The 20,578-nt window shown below is 56.2% G+C and carries 9 protein-coding genes; 2 read left to right on the forward strand and 7 right to left on the reverse strand.

Annotated features, from left to right (window positions below; all coding sequences use genetic code 11):
- Window positions 1–387: 387 nt before the first annotated feature.
- The 7 genes from WA354_RS18070 to WA354_RS18100 all read right to left on the reverse strand — a co-directional run bounded on the left by WA354_RS18070 (window position 388) and on the right by WA354_RS18100 (window position 13,548).
- Window positions 388–2,811 (reverse strand): glycoside hydrolase family 2 protein, encoded by a 2,424-nt coding sequence (locus WA354_RS18070; protein WP_472814414.1) that lies wholly within the window; start codon window positions 2,809–2,811, stop codon window positions 388–390.
- A 205-nt stretch (window positions 2,812–3,016) separates the two neighbouring features.
- Window positions 3,017–4,306 (reverse strand): hypothetical protein, encoded by a 1,290-nt coding sequence (locus tag WA354_RS18075; protein ID WP_472814415.1) that lies wholly within the window; start codon window positions 4,304–4,306, stop codon window positions 3,017–3,019.
- Window positions 4,307–4,331: 25 nt separating this feature from the next.
- Entirely contained in the window at window positions 4,332–5,564 is a 1,233-nt protein-coding gene (locus WA354_RS18080; protein ID WP_472814416.1) for a hypothetical protein, read from the reverse strand.
- Window positions 5,565–5,730: 166 nt separating this feature from the next.
- Entirely contained in the window at window positions 5,731–6,939 is a 1,209-nt protein-coding gene (locus WA354_RS18085) for a hypothetical protein (RefSeq protein WP_472814417.1), read from the reverse strand.
- A 2-nt stretch (window positions 6,940–6,941) separates the two neighbouring features.
- On the reverse strand, window positions 6,942–8,144 hold the full coding sequence (locus tag WA354_RS18090; RefSeq protein WP_472814418.1) for a hypothetical protein: 1,203 nt from the start codon (window positions 8,142–8,144) through the stop codon (window positions 6,942–6,944).
- A 95-nt stretch (window positions 8,145–8,239) separates the two neighbouring features.
- Complete coding sequence (locus WA354_RS18095) at window positions 8,240–9,655, reverse strand: tetratricopeptide repeat protein (protein WP_472814419.1); 1,416 nt, start codon at window positions 9,653–9,655, stop codon at window positions 8,240–8,242.
- A 101-nt stretch (window positions 9,656–9,756) separates the two neighbouring features.
- Window positions 9,757–13,548, reverse strand: a complete 3,792-nt coding sequence (locus tag WA354_RS18100; protein WP_472814420.1) for a TonB-dependent receptor — start codon at window positions 13,546–13,548, stop codon at window positions 9,757–9,759.
- Window positions 13,549–14,320: 772 nt separating this feature from the next.
- On the opposite strand from WA354_RS18100, the gene WA354_RS18105 reads away from it, so the two are divergent.
- Together WA354_RS18105 and WA354_RS18110 are read left to right on the forward strand one after the other, a co-directional pair.
- Window positions 14,321–17,983, forward strand: a complete 3,663-nt coding sequence (locus WA354_RS18105) for an FG-GAP-like repeat-containing protein (RefSeq protein ID WP_472814421.1) — start codon at window positions 14,321–14,323, stop codon at window positions 17,981–17,983.
- A complete protein-coding gene (locus tag WA354_RS18110) occupies window positions 17,980–20,544 on the forward strand; it encodes a tetratricopeptide repeat protein (RefSeq protein ID WP_472814422.1) in 2,565 nt (854 codons plus the stop codon). Before WA354_RS18105 ends, WA354_RS18110 begins: the two co-directional genes overlap by 4 nt.
- Window positions 20,545–20,578 lie beyond the last annotated feature (34 nt).

The raw sequence follows: 20,578 nt of genomic DNA on the forward strand, positions 1-20,578 counted from the left end.
AGGCCCGCGCGCTCGATCAGCTGGAACCGGCCATCGCGCGGGCCATCGACGCCATCACTCCCCAAAACGCGCAGGCCTTCTTCCGACACTGCGGTTATGGAGTACAGTAATTATGAAAATGCTCTAGCTTGATTCTGCTCTAAAGGATCGCGATAAGGGTGTATCTACAGTCTGTTCGGGGCGGAAGCCCGGCAAATCTGATAACTCCGGCAAGATGCAGCACACTTACTTCTCTTTTCGTGAGTTGGCGCGGTCCGATTGCATCTTCCCTTTGCCTTCGGCGGCCCGGGCGCTCCAAGAGGAAATAGAACGGAACGAAGCGCTGGATGACGCTAGAGTCCTCTCGAGTAGGTATGCGCCGAGCCGGGCCACGCTCTCCCGGGAAGACTAAATCTGCTCTGCCGGCGCTGAAAGCACGTTGATCTCAATTTTCTGCACACCCAGGCGTGGATGTTTCGCTGTGAGTCGCAGAACGCCGGGCTCCTCACCTGCGCGAACCCATACGGCGCCCGTTCCTCCGATAAGCGAGAACGGATTGTCGCCAATCAGCTTTCCTGGGCCCTCCAGCGTAAAGGTGATCGGATCATTCGCATAGGTGCGCATGGCGCCGAACTCATCGGTTACGCGAAAGACGACACGGGTTGTGTCAGCTCCGTCTGCGTGGAGTTCCCGATCGTCTGGAACGAGCGCGAACTTTTCGTCGACGCCCCTGCCTGAGAGCGACTTGGAGATAACCTGCTTACCGTTGATGAAACCGTCTGCCCGCAAGTCTCCCCAGAATGCGCCAAGCTTCTTCATGTCGATCTTGTTCACTTCGAGGACGAAAGGCGGGTACTTGAGGTGTTCGAATTCCGTGCGATCCGGATCGATCTCGGCGACAAGAACCCAGGGCTTCGCAGGGTCGGAGTTGGCGCGGGCGAAGACCTTGATGTGATCGCAGTTAGAGCAAAAGACAGCCTTGGTGAATCCGACGGACTCGTCACCACGCGCCCAGTGGAATGCAGGCTCGAGCACGACCTCTTCTGATGGGTCGCATTGCGATTTGTAAAAGCCGGCGGCAGGTTTCGGTTCGCGGAAAATGTCGGTGACCCCGTGATAGCAGATGCGGTCGCCGGCGCCAAAGTTGGAGTGGGTGTTGTAGTCGAATGCGCACCAGCCGATACCGCCCGCATATTGAGGGTTCGAAGCAAGCTGATTGTGTATGCGAGCGTGACGCAGGGTGTGCTCGCGCTGGCGCTCATCGTCATCGGTGGTCTTGGTTGGGAATGTGTGGCCGACGAACTCGGTGTTTAGATAGCGCGGATGATTTGGCGGCTTCAGGGGAAAGCCGAAGTCGTTCATGGTAAAGACATCTTCGAGGAATTCTGACTCCTGGAAGTAGCGGATGCCTCCGGTTTGGCGCGAGTCGTCGAGGGCGTGCGCAAGCGCGTTAGTGCGCGTGTAGAAGTCGTGGTCGTCGAGCGACTCATTGATGCGGACTCCCCAGAGGATGATGGAGGGGTGGTTCCAGTCGCGGCGAATCATGCGACCGACGTTGTCGATCGCCACCTGCTTCCATTTTTCGTCGCCGATATGCTGCCAGCCGGGAATCTCCTCAAGCACCAGCAGGCCGATTTCGTCGCACCGATCGAGGAAATGGCGGGACTGAGGATAGTGGGATGTGCGAACGATGTTGCAATGGAGCTGCTTGCGCAGGATATCGGCATCCTGGCACTGGACGCGCGCCGGCATAGCCTGACCAACAAACGGAAATGTCTGATGGCGGTCGAGTCCGCGCAGCTTGATGATCTTGCCATTCAGAGAGAATCCATGGTCGGTGAACGTCGCCTCGCGGAAGCCTACGCGCCGCGTGTCCTGGTCGATAACCTGGCCGGCCCTGGATAGACGCACGTGGACCGTATAGAGGCGGGGCTGATCGAGATTCCAGAGTTGTATATCCCCGAGATGCATGAGCGATACGGTATAGCGGACGGGATCTTTGGCCGTTTCGACAGTGGTGTATGCGGGGGCGTCGGTGTAGGGATCGAGCGGGGTCGGTGGATTGGAAGAGTCGACTGCGGAGGATGGCTGCTGAATAGTGCGGCTTGCTTTCGCAATTATCTTGTCTCCATCGCGTAACTCCGCTTCGAGCGAGATGGAGCCGCCTGCCGCGAAATCGCCCGCGAGGAAGCAATTAACATTGAGCGACGGATTGCCGGTCATGACATCTTTGGGTTGGGCAAAGACGTTGTCGATGTAGAGTTGGGGAACGACGCGAAGAGAAACTTCGCGGTAAATTCCTCCGAATGTCATGTAGTCGATTTCGTATCCAAAGGGCGGAATGTCGCTTCGTTCGGTTGAATCCAGCTGCACAGTTAAAACGTTTTCATTTTGAGGACGCAGGTGCTTTGTGAGTTCGAAAGAGAAGGGTGTAAAGCCACCCTTGTATTCGCCGAGAAGAACGCCGTTGATCCAGACGGTGGAAGCGGTCATGGCGCCTTCAAAATCCACGAAGACACGCTTGCCTGTCGCTCCTTGAGGCATTTTGAACCGTCGCCGATAGGTGGAGACGAATTCGTAATCCTTGTCGTCGAAGTTGTGCCAGGGCAATGCAATATTCGTGTGAGGGATGATGATTGGTTCAAACTTCGAATCGTCGAATCCGATTGCTTCGGCGCCAGCCACTTTTGACGGGCTGTAGCGCCAGTTCCGATTCATAGGGAGAATCACTCTCCCGGATGCAATCTGCTCTTCGGCAAGTGCGCTAGAACCGGACAATGCGGTAGAGGCCAACACTGCGCCTGCAGTCTTGATAAAGTCGCGTCTGATCAATGGATGACTCCCTTCCTAAATGACGCCTTTGACAATAAAAAAGCCCTGTCATAACCCATGGGAACTATAGCAGCCGGAGGCGGCAACACGGCATGTAAATTCGGATTCGAAAAGCATGGGCAACTTGTTCATTATCAATCGTATCGGGCGTGTCTATTTGAAGCTCACGCCGACGGATCAGCGGTACAAAACAAAATCGACAAACTTAGGAAATCCATGTGGAGAGTGCGGTGCCGAGTTGCTGCAAAGAGACGGTATCCGAGTGGCGTGCTATGGCGAATTCCGGCGGGGCAACGATGTAAGCCTGGGAGATGCTTTCGGCGAGGCATACGCAGACAGTGGAATGCTGATATTCCTCGTAGCGCTGCGCGGCGAGCCATACATAGAGCGCAAGCATTTCGGCGTCGGCAGCGCTGCCGGGCAGGTCATCGACTGAAGGCGCGGGGTTGACCTGGTCTGGGTTGTCGAAGACGGCCACGCCTGTGAATGGTTTTGGCTTGGCGCGAACGCCGAATTTCGCTGCTAGAAATGATGGCCGTGCACGGCGGAACGCCTCGGATGCTCCCCACTCTACAAAAGAATTGCCGAAGATGACGGCGCCGTTTCCGGTGAGGTAGAGCGAGCGCACGAATTCGCGTACTGCAGGATCGGCGGAGACTTCAGGAGGGCTCCAGGCAGTAACGTCCACCGTGCGCAGTCGATCGAAGACCGCATCTGCATCGCCAAGATCTTTGTGCATGGTATTCATCTCGCTGGAAAAGTTTTCGCGGTACAAGGCGAGGCGTTCATAACTCAGGAGAATCGAAGTCTGCGAACTCGAAGATTCCGGATAGCGCTCGAGGACTGCATCCACCGCGCTGCTTCCTGCATCGATCACCCACGTGTCCGCGGAAATTTCATCGTGAGCCGGATTTGCTGGAAGCGCTTTAGATGGATTGCTGTTCTCAAGGGGCATACCGGCAAGAAGGACTTCGAAAGGACCGAGAGCGTGTGCAGAGATGCCCATGTCCAAAGTGACTTGTTTGCCGATCCCTTGCCATCGATGCCAAATGGTCGCCGGGTTCACGGGAAGTGGCCGCGGAATATCGAGCAGGACGAGACGCTTCGCCGATGAGCTTCGGGACTGGAGTGCTTGCTGGTCGACAGTATCGAAGACAGCCTGCACCGCTCGCCGCCATTCGAGGAAGTAGGGCGAGCGCGCCAGTTCAGAGGAGTTCTGGATGGTCTGCTCTGTAGTGGAAAACTGCCAGTGACGAACGCCCATTTTTTCTTCGAGCTGGACCACGTCCTTGAAGAGCGCGGAAGACTGTTCGGCGCTCAAACTGTCTACATAAAGAAGCAGGCTCTGGACCGAACGCCGTTCATTGGGGAATAGATATTGCCACTTGTGCAATTGCTCGTTGACGAACGGAAGAAACGTGAGGGGCAGGCGTTTCAGCACGCCATTGTTCAAGGCGTTTTGAAGATTCTGCGATAACCCGTCTGCGGCTTTCATGTTTCTTTCCTGTGGACTGGCGCAGCTACCCGCTAAATTCCGCGAGCTTCGCGCCCTGGGATTCAATACCTTTGCAATTCAGAATTTCGGTGAGCGTGGGGCAAACATCGATGTGACGAATCGGGCGTTCGATGACTTGAGGCTTGTCGACAGCCGCTCCGAGCGCCATCATCCACGTGTCCCGTGTTGAGTCTTCATTGGCGCGATGATTGAAAAAGCCGTTGGTCGATGAGCCGTCGGGATCGCGACCGAATTCTGGCAGAATCAGCATCGTAGTCTTGCCGCGGTAATCGGGGTTCGACTCCACCTCCTGCCATAGTTGATAGGCAAGGCGGTCGGCAGTGCGAATGCCGGAAAGGTGCAGTGAGTACGAGCCGAAGTGCGCTGCTTCAACGTCAGAAAATACAACCGTAAGCACACTGGGCGCGAACTTGCGCATGACCTCGCGGGTCATGAAGAAGGTGAGATCGTCACCGGAGGTTGGACCGCCGCCGCGAACGAAATTGGCGATGGCGGTTTTTATGCTGCTCGCGACGCGCGGGTCAAGCTGATCAGCAGCGTCAAACACATTCCAACCGAGCCCTTCGAAGTTGCTGCCTTCCAACGCATTCTGCAACTCCGATTCGACCGTCACTCGGTCAGCCATGTTCGCAGTGCGGCCTGAGCGCAGCGCCTCTTCCACTGCGGTGAGCATGAGCTGCTTGGGAAACACGACGTTCGCACCGTATGCGGGCCCGTAGCCTGATGCTGAACTTGCGCCGATGAGGCTGGTGAGCGCCTTGTTGCTGGCCACCACCCATGTATCGCTTCGGTCAGCGCGCGTAGCTTTGCGAAACTGCTCGAAGACGGTGGGTGTGGTGGGCGCGAGCTTGCCCCAGTCGTCGACGCGCTGCCAGTTGCCCGTAAGGACGCTGGAGATTGCATTGAAATGAGCGGTTACGCCTTCGTTGCGCGCATGCGCGTAGAAAAGAGATCGAGGGAGGAGGTCTTGTGTGAGGTGAGGAATGTTCTCGAGTCCTTCGCGCGAAAAGGTCTCCGCTCGGCGGACACCGCCGATGACCACGAGAATGACTTTGTGCTCAGAGGCTGATGCTACGCGGACGGACTGGTCTGCGTGTGCCTTTGGCAAGACAAGCCCCGCGACAAGAAGCCCCGCAGCGCGCAGGAAGGCACGCTTCGATTCATCGACAGCAACGTCCGAACCGCTGGAACGGTTGGAGTTGGGCGAGGCATCTGCACGATCACCAATCTCTATCAACGCACCTCCTCTGGCGCGAGTGCCACGGAGTCAAGCATCCCTGCAAATCGAGGTTGAAAACAGCGCCATTGTAGGCCCAAATGCGCGGGATCCTCCATGTCGCGGATCACAATATTCGCGGGGTCACGGGGAAATACAAATGAGGAGGCTTCTGAGGTCTGACGGATTAGCTGACAGCTAGTGTCAAGAGCTGTCCAAGGTCCAGAGATGAGCTTGATTGTGTTCCACGCGGGAGAGTAGGAGCGATCACGAGCGCCTGGCTGTGGCCTTCGAACCACACCAGAAATATCGATTTGTCGTATTCCTGGAGCCGCTGCTGATTGATCCAGTGGTAGTAAGCGCCCATATCGGCGTCCACTAGCGAGCCCATGGGGTCCAGCTCAGGGTTTCCCCCGGCAATCGAGAGCAGCTCGTTCATAGGACGTTGACGCTGTCGTGGAGCGAAGCGGACCAACAATGTGAGCGGTTCGGCACGGCGCAAGGCTTCGCGGGTTGCCCACTGGGCAAACGTCGTGGAGAAGATTTGTGTTCCTGAGCCTTCTGTGAGGATCTTTAGCTTAAAGCGTTCGAGAACAGCGTTGGCGGTATCGCCCACGCCCAGATCGGAAGGATTCATCCGGGCAAGATGCGTACGCAACTCTTCAGGGCCCATGCCTGGGCGTTCAATCTGCGACTGAATGTATTTCAGAAGGGCCGCGCGCATGGGCTGCATGCCCTGGTACGAGACGCAGGTCAGGAGCGGGCTGTGATTCGCCTCAGCTCCTCCATCGACATACCAGTGGCCAAATGGGAGCGGATGAGCCTCGGCACGCGTGGCTGCCGCCGCAAGAAGGAGTTGCAGGCCGTTTTCGGCTTTGATCTGGTTAAAGTAGGTGCCATGTGAGGGCAGGTTGCGAAACAGCGGCTGGTCGTAGGTTGAAACGCCCTGGCCGATGATTGCGATGCCAAGTCTCTGCGCAGGCAGCGGCTGCGGCTTGGTGGCTGCCTGTAAGCGCGCGCCATAGTCGGTTGCAGCTTTGCGAAACGTGTCGAGTTGGTGCGTGCTCCAGAGGTAGGCGGATTGCTGCTCAATGAATTGCGCGGGCAAATTGATCCAATCGAAGTTTTCGAGCTTCGAAGAGATTGCGATGGACTGGAATGGTTCAAACCATTCTTTGGCTTGCGACGGAGAGAGCGCGGAGATCGTCGCGAGCTCCGTATCGATTGCCGCTCGTTCCGACGGGAATTTGAAGTCGTACTCAATGACCTCGCGCAGCAGGCTGGGAAGGAACGTGATGGGAAGCTGCCGGATGGCATCGATGTGACCGAGGACAACTTTTCGGGCCTCCGGCGGATACGACGTGAAATTCTCGGGCTGGAGATTGCTTGGCAACATGGCTACAAGAGTTCCTTGATTGGTTTGCCCAGCGACTGCGCAGGTGAGAAGCCCATGATTGCGCCGAGACTTGGCACCAGATCGATGGATTGCATGGGGTCATTGAAGATAACGCCCTCGCGAACGCCTGCCCCGAGCGCCATCATCCAAGTGGTGCGGCTTGCGGTGTCGCCAGTACGATGGTGCTGGAATCCGTTGCCGCCGGAGTCGTAGTCGGAGTCTCGACCGAAATCGGGAAGGATGAAGAGTGTTGTGTTGCCGGCGTATTCAGGATTCTCTTGAACGGCCTTCCAAAGCTCGGCGCATAGGCGATCGGTACGCCGAATGCCTTCGATGTAGAGCGAGTACGCGCCAGAGTGGGCCACGTCGATGTCGTGCATCGTAATCCACAGAAGGCTTGGCGCCTCCTGCTGCATCAGGCGCTTGGCGATGTAGACGGAAAGTTCGTCGGGACTGGAGAGGGTTCGCGCGTGCGCCATGAAGTCGGCGACAGAAAGCCGAAGGATGCCGTCGAGTTGCTGCAGCTCAAACTCGCCGCCCCCGAGTTGGGGCGTGTAGAGGGGGTTTTCGTAGTTGTCGCGGAGCAGGTGATCAAAATCGGCTGTGCCGCTGGATGTTGCGGCGCTGAGCAGATGCTTTGGAAGGATGACGGTGGCACCTGTTCCCGGACCGTAGGAACGGCAATCGCTTTCGCCAATACGGTTGAAACCGTTGCTGGGGGCGACGACCCATGTATCGGAGGCGGGACGTTTGAGGTCCTTGCGGAAGTACTCGAAGACGGTGGGGTGTTCCGGGGCAACAGCGGAAAAGTTATTCAGAGTTTCGTAGACTCCGGTTGTGAGACTGGCCGTGGCAACGTAGTGGCCGAGGATTCCGTCATTGGTGACATGAGTGAAAAAGCTGGATTGAGGAACCAGCTCGGTGAGCAGGTGGGGAATGTTTTCCTGACCCTCGGGGGCGAAAGTCTCCTGGTCCCTGGCGCCACCGCCGAACGTGACGACGATGACCTTGCGCTTCTTGCGAATGGTTTCTCCACGCAGAAAGGGGCTTGCACCGGCGAGCGTGGCTCCCAAGGCGAGGCCGGCAGTGTTGCGCAGAAACTCGCGGCGGCTCCAGCTCAAGCCGGAGGCGATCTCCCGAGGACTTAATCCCGCACCGGCCGGGAATTCTGGGGCGAGTGTATTCGTGAGTGCCGACCTGATCATCAACTCAAATTATCCAATCATCTGTGCGTCCGCGAGGAATTGCCGCCCATTTCGATTACTGGGAGAGCCGTCTGTCGACCCCGGGGAGTTCTGAATCACGGCTTGGTGGAAGAATCCGATTTTTCTGAATACACGAATTGTTGAACTTCAGCCCTCTCTTTGTCGGTCTCGGCCAAGTGTTCGGCACGGAGTCTTTGATAGACCGCGAATTCTTTTTGAGCCTGGTCTTTTTGCCCTACGTGCACGTAGTCGGTGCCTAGGCGGTAATGCGCATCCGACAGATTCGGATTGAGCTCGATGGCACGCACATACTCGGAAATGGACTTGTCGTATTGATGCTGGCCTGCGTATAGATCTCCGAGTTGCACATGCGCCTCAGGAAGATTGTCGTCGAGGGAGATCGACTTTTGCAGGAGGATCTGAACCGTTTGAAGATCAACGTTTGTGTCTCCGGCGCGTTTCCCTTTCCAGAGGCTCATTGCATAGTAGTACTGGGCCCGGGCATCGGTGGGACGCAGTTCAGCATAGCGATGAAAGTGCTGAATGACGTCGTCAGCCTGTTTTGGAGAGCTGTCGTAAGCCTTGGACAAGAAGACATAACAGCGAGGATCGGAGGGGTCCAGGTCTGCAGCGGTGAGAAGGGCCTGTACAGCCTCGTCATATTTGCCGCGTGAATAGAGCGCCAGGCCGAGACCGATGTAGAGTCGAGGAGACTTGGGGAATCGCGTCGTTGCCTGCTGGTAGATGGCGATCGCGGGCTCGTAGGTTCGGTGAAGAAGCATCTCGCTTCCCCAGTCGAACAGGTTGTCTTCTGTGGGATCGAGGTGTGCCGCAGTCTCGAAGTCGTTGGCGGCCGCGACAAACTTGCCGTCCTTCTCGTCGATCTGGCCGAGCAAATTGTGCAGCTCGCCAGTGTCGTGCGTCTTCAGGATCTGTTGTGCCACTTGCCTTGCTTCGGAAAGCCGCCCCAGGAGAAGGTCTGCCATCGCCAGGTCGTAGCCATTTTCGTACGAATCGGGCTTGATGCGCTGTGCCTGCTCAAGAAGCGGCTGCGCCTCAGCAATCTTTCCGACCTGAATGTAGTACTGCCCCAGGTTTCTGTTCGCGTCGAAATCCCTTGGTTCCAGTTGTAGTGCCTTAAGGAACTGCTCTCCTGCCAGAGCGGTCTTACCAGCATGAAGAAGGTTGGTTCCGAGGTTTGTTCGTGCAACTGCAGAGTCGGGCTTCAACTGGACGGCTGTCTTGAGGTGCTCTTGTGCCTTCGCATCCTGCGAGAGCGAAGCGTAGACGAGTCCCAGAAGCTCGTGGATCTCGAAGCTGTTTGGGGCATAGGGGAGAAGGTGCTCTAACTGCTCTGCGGCCGCTGCATATCGCCCCGCGTCATAATCGGATACTGCAGATTGATATTCGCGATCGAGCTTCTCTTTCTGCGGATCCTCGGCTGAGGATAGGACAGCGCAGGCCAGGATTGTCCCGATCAGCGCAAGCCAGCATCGAGACCTCTTGCTCACCGCCCGCCTCCATGATTGCCGCGTGAGCATTTTGCTACGCAGAAAAAAACCCCGGGAAGGCACCCAGAAGGCGTGCCGTCCCGGGGCGATTTCATTCTAGCCTAGTAGTACAGCTTCAGAGCAAATTGAATCTGCCGCGGATCGAACGGAGCATCGCGCGTAGATCCAATTGCGCCAAACGTGCTGCTGGTGTAAGTACCGGAACCGCCAACTGCGACGACGCCGTTGCCGCCAAAGTTGGGGGCGTTGAAGTTCGGGTGATTGAGGATGTTGAAGAACTCCGACCGGAACTGCATCGAGAAGCGCTCGTTGATTTGGAATGCCTTGAACAGCGAGAAGTCGAAGCGCTTGAATCCGGGCCCATCGATTTGGCCAGCCTTGCTGCCCAGAGCACCTGCACCGCTCATAGGCACGCAACCCGTGGGATTATCCGGGATAGGAACAATGGCACCCCCGACGTTGCCCAACTGACACGGCTGACTGAAGGCTGACGGGTTTCCGATCCAGAACGGGCCGTGGTACCCACCCTGAGTCCCGATCTTGACACCAAGTTGCGGGCTCTTTCCAGGAAGGAGAATAGTGTTGCAATTGGTTCCAGAGGTTGTGCCGGTCGGGCAGGTGAAGTTGACCGGCTGGCCACCTTGAAGAGTCACAATCCAGTTGGTGGACCATCCACCAAGTATTGCGTTCGCAACCCCTCCCTGATTCAAGTACTTCTTGCCCTTACCGACCGGCAGTTCATACAGGCCACTGAAGTGGAACACATTGCGGAGATCGAAATCCGCCCTCGCATAATCGAACTTGGGGCCCAGAAGCGGCACGGAGTAAGCACGCAACGTGCCTGTGCTGCCGCCGTTCAGCAAGTCGCCTGCATCCGACAGGGTCTTCGACCAGGTATACGTAAGCAAGAACGACAGACCGTTTGCGAACTGCTGTTCGAGCTTGGTTTGCAAACCGTGGTAGGAGCTTACGCCATAGGTTGCCTGGTAGCTGCCCCCGCCAAAATCAACGAACGGAATGCAGCTGTTTTCCGAAAAGGTCGCGTAGGGACAACCCTTTCCGGTGCTGACACCAGCTGGCAGAATCTGGGTTACGTTCTGATAGCCGACGCCACCCTGCAGATCTTCCCCGTGGGTGTAGACATACGACGCCGTCGCCGAAATAGTGTGAGTGACGGAGTATTGAACTGTGCCATTAACACTGAGAGTGCGCGGGGTGTTGTAGTCGAACTGAAGTCCCTGCAGACCCAGTCCCAAGGCATTAACAGCGGTAGGTGTGAGAGGGATACAAGTGAATCCGGACTCGAATGACGCCGTACCTCCAGGACCCGCAGATGGGCATCCACTGTAGGGGGTGTTGTAACTGATCGGAGCGACCTGTGAAGCAGCGCTCGGATCGGCAGGATTTGCGTGAATGGAAGGATTGAGGTTGAACACGAAGGGATAGTTTTCACCGATGTTCGGCCCATATCCCTGGTTCTCAAACGAGTTGAAGAACAGCCCCAAGCCTCCGCGCGCTACCCATTTCGGAGTGATTTGATAGGCAAACCCAACGCGGGGAGCATAATTGGTTTTCTGCGTCTGCAAGAGCCCTTGCCCATACTTGTTGGTCTCGAGCAGGCTGATGCCATCCTGGGCCAGGAGATTGACGAAACCCCTGCAACCGATACCTGAGCATGTGCCGTCTGTTGAGAGTGAACGGTTGTCTTTTCCGGTGGCCGGAAGGATGAAGGACGGGCCGCCAATTCCCTTTTCAGGAAGAGCGATTGGAACAAAATTTCCCTGACCTCCATTCGTCTCGTTGATGGGTCCAAAGTAGTCCCAGCGAAGACCGAGATTGAGGGTCAGCTTCGGCGTCATCTTCCAGTCATCCTGGAAGTAGGTGGCGAAGTACACCTTTTCATCGTAGGTCTTGTTGATGTTCGATGCATATACGTTGTCGGCGCCGCCCGAATAGCTGAAGCCATTCGGATTGGCATTGCCCGCGATAGTGGCAGGCGCGGCCGTTGGAGGCAGCAGCATCTGGGCCATACCGCCGTTCGTGCTGCCGAGGTTTGGAATATCTGTGAAGCTGCCACCGTAATTGAATGCGCCACGTGACCACGCCGGCTGCAGGGTGGAGAACTTCACGTGCTGATATTCCACGCCCATCTTGAAGCTGTGCTTCCCGTAAATCTTAGTAAAGTCGTCTGTGACCTGAATGGTGGCGCTGACTTCGTCCGATGGCAGGAAGTTGTTGCTGCCCAGATTCTGCAGGTTGCTGATATAGAAGTTGGGAAGTCCGCCGTTTTCTGAGACCTGAGGGATGCCCTGAATTCCGTATTGAGCAGGAATTCCCATCTGGTCGCCCACGGGTCCGTAGCGAGTCGTGTGCAAATGGGCGAACCCGCCGCGCAGCTGATTAATCATGTTTGGGTTGAAGACGTACGTGTAGGCTGCCACCATCTGGGCGGATTTTGCGGTCTGCAGGCCCTGCTGGAAGGCGCCGCCATCGGCCACACCCTCAAACGGGCCAGGAATGAACTGAGGATCATCGGCATAACTGAAGCGGGCGAAGATCTGATTTTTCTCGTTGGGGTTGAAATCTTCGCGCGTGTCGAAGGTGTTGGAATGCTCGTAGAGAGCCGGACTGTCTTGATAGGTGCCCAACCCTGCATTCGGCGCGGGAAAGAGGTTTAATAGCTTGACTGCGTTCGCGTCGATGCGGCCCGCGGGAAGCATGTTGAGGTCGGGGCACGCGGCAACAGTGAAGGTCCCTGTTCCCGGCGCGCACGCGCTGCTGAACGGATCGCGAACATAGCCGTCGGCGCCGGAATTATTAACTCGACCCGAGACCGGATCCACAGCCCCCTTGGCAACGAATCGCGTTGTCCCAGGGTCAAGGATCGTGCCGCGTTGAATGGAACGCCCCAGGATGTCGGTCCTGGCCGCTCCAGCCTGCTGCGTAAGAATGTCGGTCAGGTTGGTGTAGGTGCTGGTCCGTTCCAGGGAAGTCGGAACTGAGTTCGTGAATGAAGTTCCCTGCACGCGCTGTTTGCCTTCGTAGTCGCCGAAGAAGAAGAACTTGTTCTTGATGATCGGACCACCGATCATGGCGCCGAACTGATTCAGACGGAGTTTGCCTTTCACGGGAGTAGGTGAATTGTCTTCAAACCAGTCCGCCGCGTCGAGTACATCGTTGCGGAAAAACTCCCATGCTGCGCCGTGAATGCTATTTGTACCGGACTTGATGGTCGCATTGAGCACAGCGCCGGCGGAACGCCCCAGTTCCGCACTGAAGTCTGCAGTCTGCACCTTGAACTCGGAGATGGCGTCCACGGGGGGCAGAATGACAAAGTTGGTTCCATTGAGGAAGTCGACGGCGTTTGAGTTGTTGTCGATGCCATCGAGCAGGTAGTTGTTCTGCGCAGGGCGAAGGCCGTTAGCGGAGAACGCACCTGAGGCAGCATTACCGCGCGTATCGGCCTGCGGCGTCTGCATGCCGGCTCCCAGCTGGGCAAGGAACGTAAAGTTGCGTCCATTGAGCGGGAGAGCATTCACTTCCTGCGAGCCAATCACCTGACCGACTGAAGCTTCCTGGGTCTGGAGCAGCGGCGGTGCGGCGTTGACTTCAACGGTCTCAGTTGCTGCGCCGAGCTTAAGCGCAACGTTGACCTGCAGCACCTGGGCCACGTTCAAGGTGACGTTCTTCTGGGTTGTTTTGGCAAACCCTTTCGCCGTTACCGTGATCTGGTAATGTCCGGCCCTGACAGGAGAAAATGTATAGCCGCCGTCGCCGCCCGATTTGGTTTCAAGCGTTATCCCCTGGTCAGTGTTCAACAGTGTCACCTGTGCATTGGGTATAACCGCACCGGTGGAGTCCACGACGTTGCCAGTGATTGCTCCTTCGTCCACCTGGCCGAATGCGGATCGGCCTTGGACTAAAAAGAGGCAAAAGCAAATGAGAGTTGTGTTGACAGCCACTCTTAGCAAATTGACGGTTCTGCGCTCACGGCCCATCCGAATTACCTCCGTCTGTTTCCCTTTTCCCAGCTACTTCGTGTCGGTATCAGGGGATTCAAAACTGCCCGCGTTCAGCCGTTTTGTAAACGATTTCATCGGCGTGCGAGGAAGCCTAGGACATTCGTGCGTCTTTTGTCAACCGAAAGTTGTAGACTCCTCTTTTAGAGGTTGATACCCCATGCTTCCGAAGCAATTCCGGGACGCTACAACGAGGTCAATAAGTTTAATAAGTTACATGCAATGAGCTTCTTACGTAGACACGATCGACGAATATTCAGAATCGATCATCTGGGATAGACAGGTGCGGGCGATCGGAATCTGGAGGAGAAATGCACAGGGCCAGCGCCTCGTCGCCTCCGCCGTTGGGAAATCTGCTGAGTTTGTCAATACGAGGCTCAAGTGGAGTCGAAGGACAGGGAAAGAGCGGGCTAAACGGGTCTCGAGCCAGATGCTATTATCCCGTCATATTGTCCAAACTCCAGACGGCAGAATGAAGTCACCTCCCTCAACCAGCCCGCGTATTTCTCGGCGAAAACTTCTCAAAAGTATGGGGCTCGCGCCTTTACTGCTTCGCCAGGCGCCATTGTTTGGAGCTTCGCGTCTTTTCGCTTCGCCAGAGGATCCGACGGACCCGAAGCCAGCGTTTTCATTCGCAGACAATCGCTTGTCCCCCCACTATCCTGCTCAATCTCCGCTGGCGGATGTGCTCAAACTTGTCGCGCCCGGATCCGATCAATACGTAACCGAGAAGTATGCGTTCGAGATTGAATCTGCTTTGAAGCAATGGGGCGAAGGCCTGAAGAACTCGCCACGCGATCAATCGGCGCTGGGCCAATTTGTTGACGAAGCGATTCAAGCTGCATCGTTTTCTAATGTCAAAGAAACGAGGGTGCGCTCTTCCTTTGGGATTGACGTGACGAGAAGAGCGTTTGCTGCCGCTCCGGTGATAGGGCGCAAGAATTTGCTGAAAGAGATCGACGCGTGGCTTGGACCCCTTTCGCGCATCAACACGGCGGAGTTTGAGATTTTTGGGATCGAGGAGACTGCCAGTGCACCTCTCACGGTTCGCGTCGACGTGCGTTACGACCTTGTTGCGCAGCGAAGCGATGAGATCCGCGAAGAGCGAGTTGGATCGTGGCGCATGATTTGGTCGCGCGATGCGTCCCAATCGTGGAAGGCGTTGCGATGGGAGGCCGGCGAAGAGACGTTGAGCGTGGTGCGCGGACCGGCATTCATCGATGTGACGACTAAGGCGATAGGCGAAACGGAGTCTTACGCGAAGCAATTGGCACACGGAGCCGATTACTGGCGAACGGTTCTGGATGGAGCGATTGGTGTTGACGTTTACGGCAATAATGGGGTGGCGGCTGGCGATTTCGACAACGACGGTTTCGACGACTTTTATGTTTGCCAGCCTGCCGGACTGCCGAACCGCCTGTACAGAAATCGCGGCGACGGCACGTTTGAAGACGTCACGCAGAAGGCTGGAGTAGGCGTACTCGACAATACGGCCTGCGCGCTTTTTGCCGACTTCGATAATAAGGGACGGCAGGATCTTCTTGTGGTTTGCGGGACGGGTCCACTCCTGTATATCAATCAGGGCGATGGCACCTTTGTGTTGAAGCGCGATGCCTTCAAATTTGCTCGCCAGCCACAGGGAACCTTTACGCATGCTGCGATTGCAGACTACGACCGTGACGGGCGACTGGATGTCTATTTCTGCATGTACATGTACTACCTCGGGCTCGACCAGTATCACTACCCGATTCCTTACTACGATGCGCGCAACGGTCCGCCCAACTGCCTCTTCCACAACGAGGGAAACGGAAATTTCATAGAGACCACGGAAGCGGCGGGATTGAATGTAGACAATGACCGCTACAGTTTTGCGTGCGCGTGGGGCGACTCCAATTCCAACGGACTCGCCGACTTGTTTGTTGCCAATGACTTTGGAAGCTCGCAACTCTACCGCAACAACGGCGATGGGACCTTCACTGTTGTGTCGTCGCAGGCACACATTGAAGGCGTTGGCGCAGGCATGAGCTGCTGCTGGGCCGATTTCGATAATGACGGCCGGCAAGACATTTACGTGCCCAGCATGTGGGAGGCCGCGGGGCAACGGGTTTCAGGACAGAAGCAGTTTCACGAAGACGCGCCGGAACGCATTCGCGAGCTCTATCAGCGGCACGCGCGCGGCAATGCTCTTTATCGCAACCGCGGCGACGGGACATTTGAGAACCAGGGAAGACAGGCTGCGGTGGAGATGGGACGATGGTCCTGGTCGTCTGATTCATGGGACATCGACCATGATGGCTACGCCGACCTCTACGTCGCGAACGGATATCTCTCCGGGAGCGAACGAAACGATCTTGCCAGTTTCTTCTGGCGGCAGGTGGTCGCCAAATCGTCTGAGGACGCAACACCGGCACCAGCCTACGAGCGCGGATGGCAGGCGATCAACGAGCTGGTTCGATCGGACAATACGTGGCATGGCTATGCGCGCAACGTGATGTTCGCAAACAATCGCGACGGGACCTTCACTGAGGTTTCGGGGGCGGTCGGCCTTGATTTCCTTGAGGACAGCCGCGCCTTTGCGCTTGCAGACATCGATCACGATGGACGGTTAGAGATCATTCTCAAAAATCGCAACGCACCGCAAGTTCGCATACTTCATAATGCGATGACGGAGATTGGCGATTCGATCTCGTTTCGACTGAGAGGATACAAAAGCAACCGCGATGCCATCGGATCGGCGATCATGGTCGAGGCCGGCAAGCTGCGCCAAACCAAATACCTGCAAGCAGGATCCGGCTTTCTGTCGCAGCACTCGAAGGAGCTTTTCTTCGGTGTCGGAACGCCAGACGGACCCATTCGCGCGACGGTTCGATGGCCGAATGGAGAATCGCAACTTTTTGAGAATTTGCCGCTCAACCATCGCTTCGAAATTGGCGAAGGTCGGAGCACATTTAAGGCAAAGCCTTTCAGCAGGCCGCAGGCAAGCTATGCGCGTGCCGGGGAAGCGCCACAGCCTGAATTGCTGCCCTCACAGGTCGAGACGTGGCTCATTGATCCGCTGAAGGCTCCTGATTTCTCTTTGCCCGATCTCACTGGCAAAATGCTGAATCTCAATTCCCTCCAAGGTGGTTTCGTATTGCTGGCCTTCTGGGCGACAACTGCGCCCGCGAGTCTCGAACAGCTGAAGGAACTTCATGAGCATTCTGCCGCGTTCGGTGCGGGACGGATTTCGATTGTTGCGTTAAGCGTCGACGCTGCGTCCCAGATGGAAGATGCGCGCGCTTTTGCGGGACAGGGGAAATTCGCTTTCCCCGTGCTGTTTGCCAGCGAGGATGTTGCCGGCATCTACAACATCATCTACCGCTATCTCTTTGACCGGCGAAGAAACCTGCCGATTCCGATTGCATTCCTGCTGGATCGACAACGCATGATCGTGAAGGTCTATCAAGGGCCGCTGAATCTCGATCACCTGCAGGCGGATTTGAACTCAGCGCCAACCACCGCGGCGGGACGCATGGAAAGAGCGCTCCCTTTTAAAGGACTGCTCGTGCAGGATGCTTTCCAGCGCAATGACTTTACCTACGGCGTCGCCATGTATCAGCACGGATATCTTGAGCAGGCAGCGGACTCGTTTCGACAGGTCCTGCTGACAAAGCCAGACAATGCCGATGCCAATTACAACCTGGGCACTCTCAATTTGCGGAAAAACGATTTCCGGCAAGCACGCCAATATCTTGAGAAGACGATTCAATTGCGGCCCGATTACCCGGAAGCGTGGAACAATCTTGGCATGATGGCCGCTCAGCAGGGACAACTTGACGAAGCGATTCAGGATTTTGAGAAGGCGCTTCAACTCAGACCGGGATTTGCAATTGCGCTGCTGAATCTTGGAAACGTCTACCGCCGTCAGCGATCGTTTGAGAAGGCACAGGAGTGCCTGGCCCGTGCGCTTCAACTACAGCCGGACGATCCGGAAACGAATTACAGCATGGGAATGCTTTATGCGCAGCAGGGCAACGTTCCGCGCGCAACCGAATCTTTGCGGAGGGCCCTTGAACTCCGCCCGGTTTATCCTGAAGCGCTGAATAATCTCGGCGTACTCTTTGTGCGGAGCGAGAAATACGCGGAGGCAGAAGACGAATTCAAGAACGGAATTCGTGTGGCACCAAATTTTGATCAGTCCTACCTGAATCTCGCTCGGCTTTATGCGCTGCGCAATGATAAAGAGCGGGCAAGAACCGTGCTGCTCGATTTGCTACGCGTGCAACCGGAGAACGCAACTGCGAAGCAAGCGTTGGAAACAATACAATGACTGCCTGGAAGCGCACATTACGGTTCTTGTTCAGCACGGCGAACGTTGCCTCCGCGTCTGTGCAAGCCAGCGCCCTTACCTCCAATGCCGGGTTAGTCGCTTTCCTTCTTCTGACGCTAGCGCTGAATGCCCGCGTCGTCAGCATGGCGCAGCAGGCCCCAACCAAACATTCTGATGACTTTGCTGACGCTGCAATGCTGGCGCAGCAGGGCCGTGTCGCGGAAGCGAAGACGGCGACACTGGAAGCTCTCGAGCACCATCCTTCCAGCGTTGAAGGCTATAACTTGCTGGGCATTATCGAGGCCAATCAGCATGATTACGCGGGCGCGCTTGAGGCTTTCAAGAAGGCCCTCAAGATAGATCCCACCTCCGTGAAGACGCACAACAATATCGGCAATGCCTACGTCGCCATGAAGGATCCCGATTCGGCTGAGAAGGCCTTTCGCATGGGGCTGCACCTCGATCCGGCGAATCAGGACGGCAACTACGACCTGGGCGTTCTGCTGATGATGGAGGGCAAGCCAGCCGAGGCCATACCTCACTTTCAGAAAGTGCCGACCCAGAACCTTGCCGCACGCTTCAACCTCATTCGCGCTTACTTCGCAAGCAAGCGAGTTCAAGATGCGCTTCGCGTGGCGGCCGACGTATCAACGCAAGGCAAGAACGATGTGCAAGTGCATTTTTCTCTTGGTGTGTTGCTTGCGTCAGAGAAACAGTACAAAACTGCCCAGCTTGAGTTGGAGAAAGCCGATGCGCTTCAACCGGAGACGTTTGAGATTATCTACAACCTCGGACAGGTCTATCTCCGCGATGGGCAGAATCCCAAGTCGGAGCTTGCACTTAACCGCGCACTAAAGCTTAAGCCCGATTCGGTTGAGGCGATGTACCTGCTCGCCCAGGCGTACACGAATGAGGGTCGCCCACTGGACGCGCTGGACCTGCTGCTACGTGCGCGCAAGCTGGCGCCCGAGAATGTCGATGTCATCTTCCTGATGGCGCAGATCAGCATGTCGCAGAATTATTTTGAAGACGCGATTCCACTGTTGGAATCCGGGATCCAGATCGCTCCTCAACGTGCAGACCTGATTGCGGCGCTTGGTGAGAGCTATTTCATGGCGGGCAAGGTCGACAAAGCAATCGACCAGTTCACAAAACTGGTTAAGATTGAAAACTCTGCGCGATCCTATTCGTTTCTGGGGCTCTCCTATAGAAACCTGGGAAGGTTCGATGAAGCGAAGAAATATTTCGAGGAGGGGATCAAACTCGACCCGCACAATACGTCGTGCCTCTTTAATCTCGGATTCATCGCAGAGCGGCAGGGAGATGCGGCCGCGGCTGAGAATTATTTCCAGCAGGCCCTTCGCTTCAATCCGGATTTTCCCGACGCATTACTCGAACTCGCCAATCTTCGCATGGCCGCGAAGAGATTTCCAGAAGCTGAAGAGTTGCTGAAACGCTACGTCCGCGTGAGCCGCGATCCGGCAAACGGTTATTACAAGCTGGCCATGGTGGAACGCAGCCTGCACGAGACCGCGGCCGCGGACCGTGACTTGAATTCGTTCAAGACCCTGTCAAAGAATTCTGCGAGTGGTCCGCTTCCTTTTGAGAACCTGTTCGACTATCTCAACAATCGCTCGAATCTTGCCCCCGGCGCGCGCAATCAGCTGGATCTGGCCGAATTGACCAATGAAGTGAAGAAGCATCCAGATCAACCTCAGAATCTGTATCTGCTGGCTGAGGCGTATCTGAAAGCCGGGGACGTAGAAAACGCGAGAAGCACAATTGCGCAACTCGATCAACTCGCCAGCGGAGACTTTCGCACGCTAGCAGGAATCGGTGTCTTGCTCGCTCGCTTTCATTTGTACGATGACGCTATCCAACATTTTCAGCGGGCTCTCGAGGTCAACCCGAATTCGGACGACGTGAAATTCGATTTGGCGAATGCATATTTTCGAAAACGCCAGTATGCGCAGGCGCTCGAAGTTGCACAACAGGTTTCGCCCGATGAGCAGAAAGACGATGCATATATGGCTCTGTTGGGCGACATCTACGCGCACATGGGCAACGCAGAACCGGCGCGGAAGATATTTCTGGATGAAATCGCCCGTAACCCCGACAATGACCAGGCTTATCTTTCTCTTGCGCTACTGGATTTGCGCGGCGGGGACATTGCGGAAGCGAGACGGATTCTGTTGAAGGGCCAGGCACGCATTCCTGGCTCAGGCAAGCTTTATTGGGGGCTCGGGCTTACCGCGGCAATGCAGGGAAATTCCAATGACGCGGCAGCAAATCTTGAACGCGCTGTCGATCTGCTGCCCGAGTGGTCCGGAGGCTATTCAACCCTTGGCGTCTTCTACTTTGAAACGGGACAGGTGGGTAAAGCCAGGGACGTGCTGAATCGTTTCAAAAACAGCAGCGCGAATGCCAGCCTGGATATCGACAGGATTGCGCAGGTACTAGACCAGGCGGCTCCGGTGAATGCAGTGAGTGGACCTACGGCGTTAGCTGATAAGACACAATTTTTACAGTTGGCATTGTCGCTGGCAGACAGAACACTATGAAATCCATTTGGCGCCTTCCCCGCTTTGAAGGAAC

Source organism: Occallatibacter sp., assembly GCF_049802275.1.
Taxonomy (GTDB): Bacteria; Acidobacteriota; Terriglobia; order Terriglobales; family Acidobacteriaceae; genus Telmatobacter.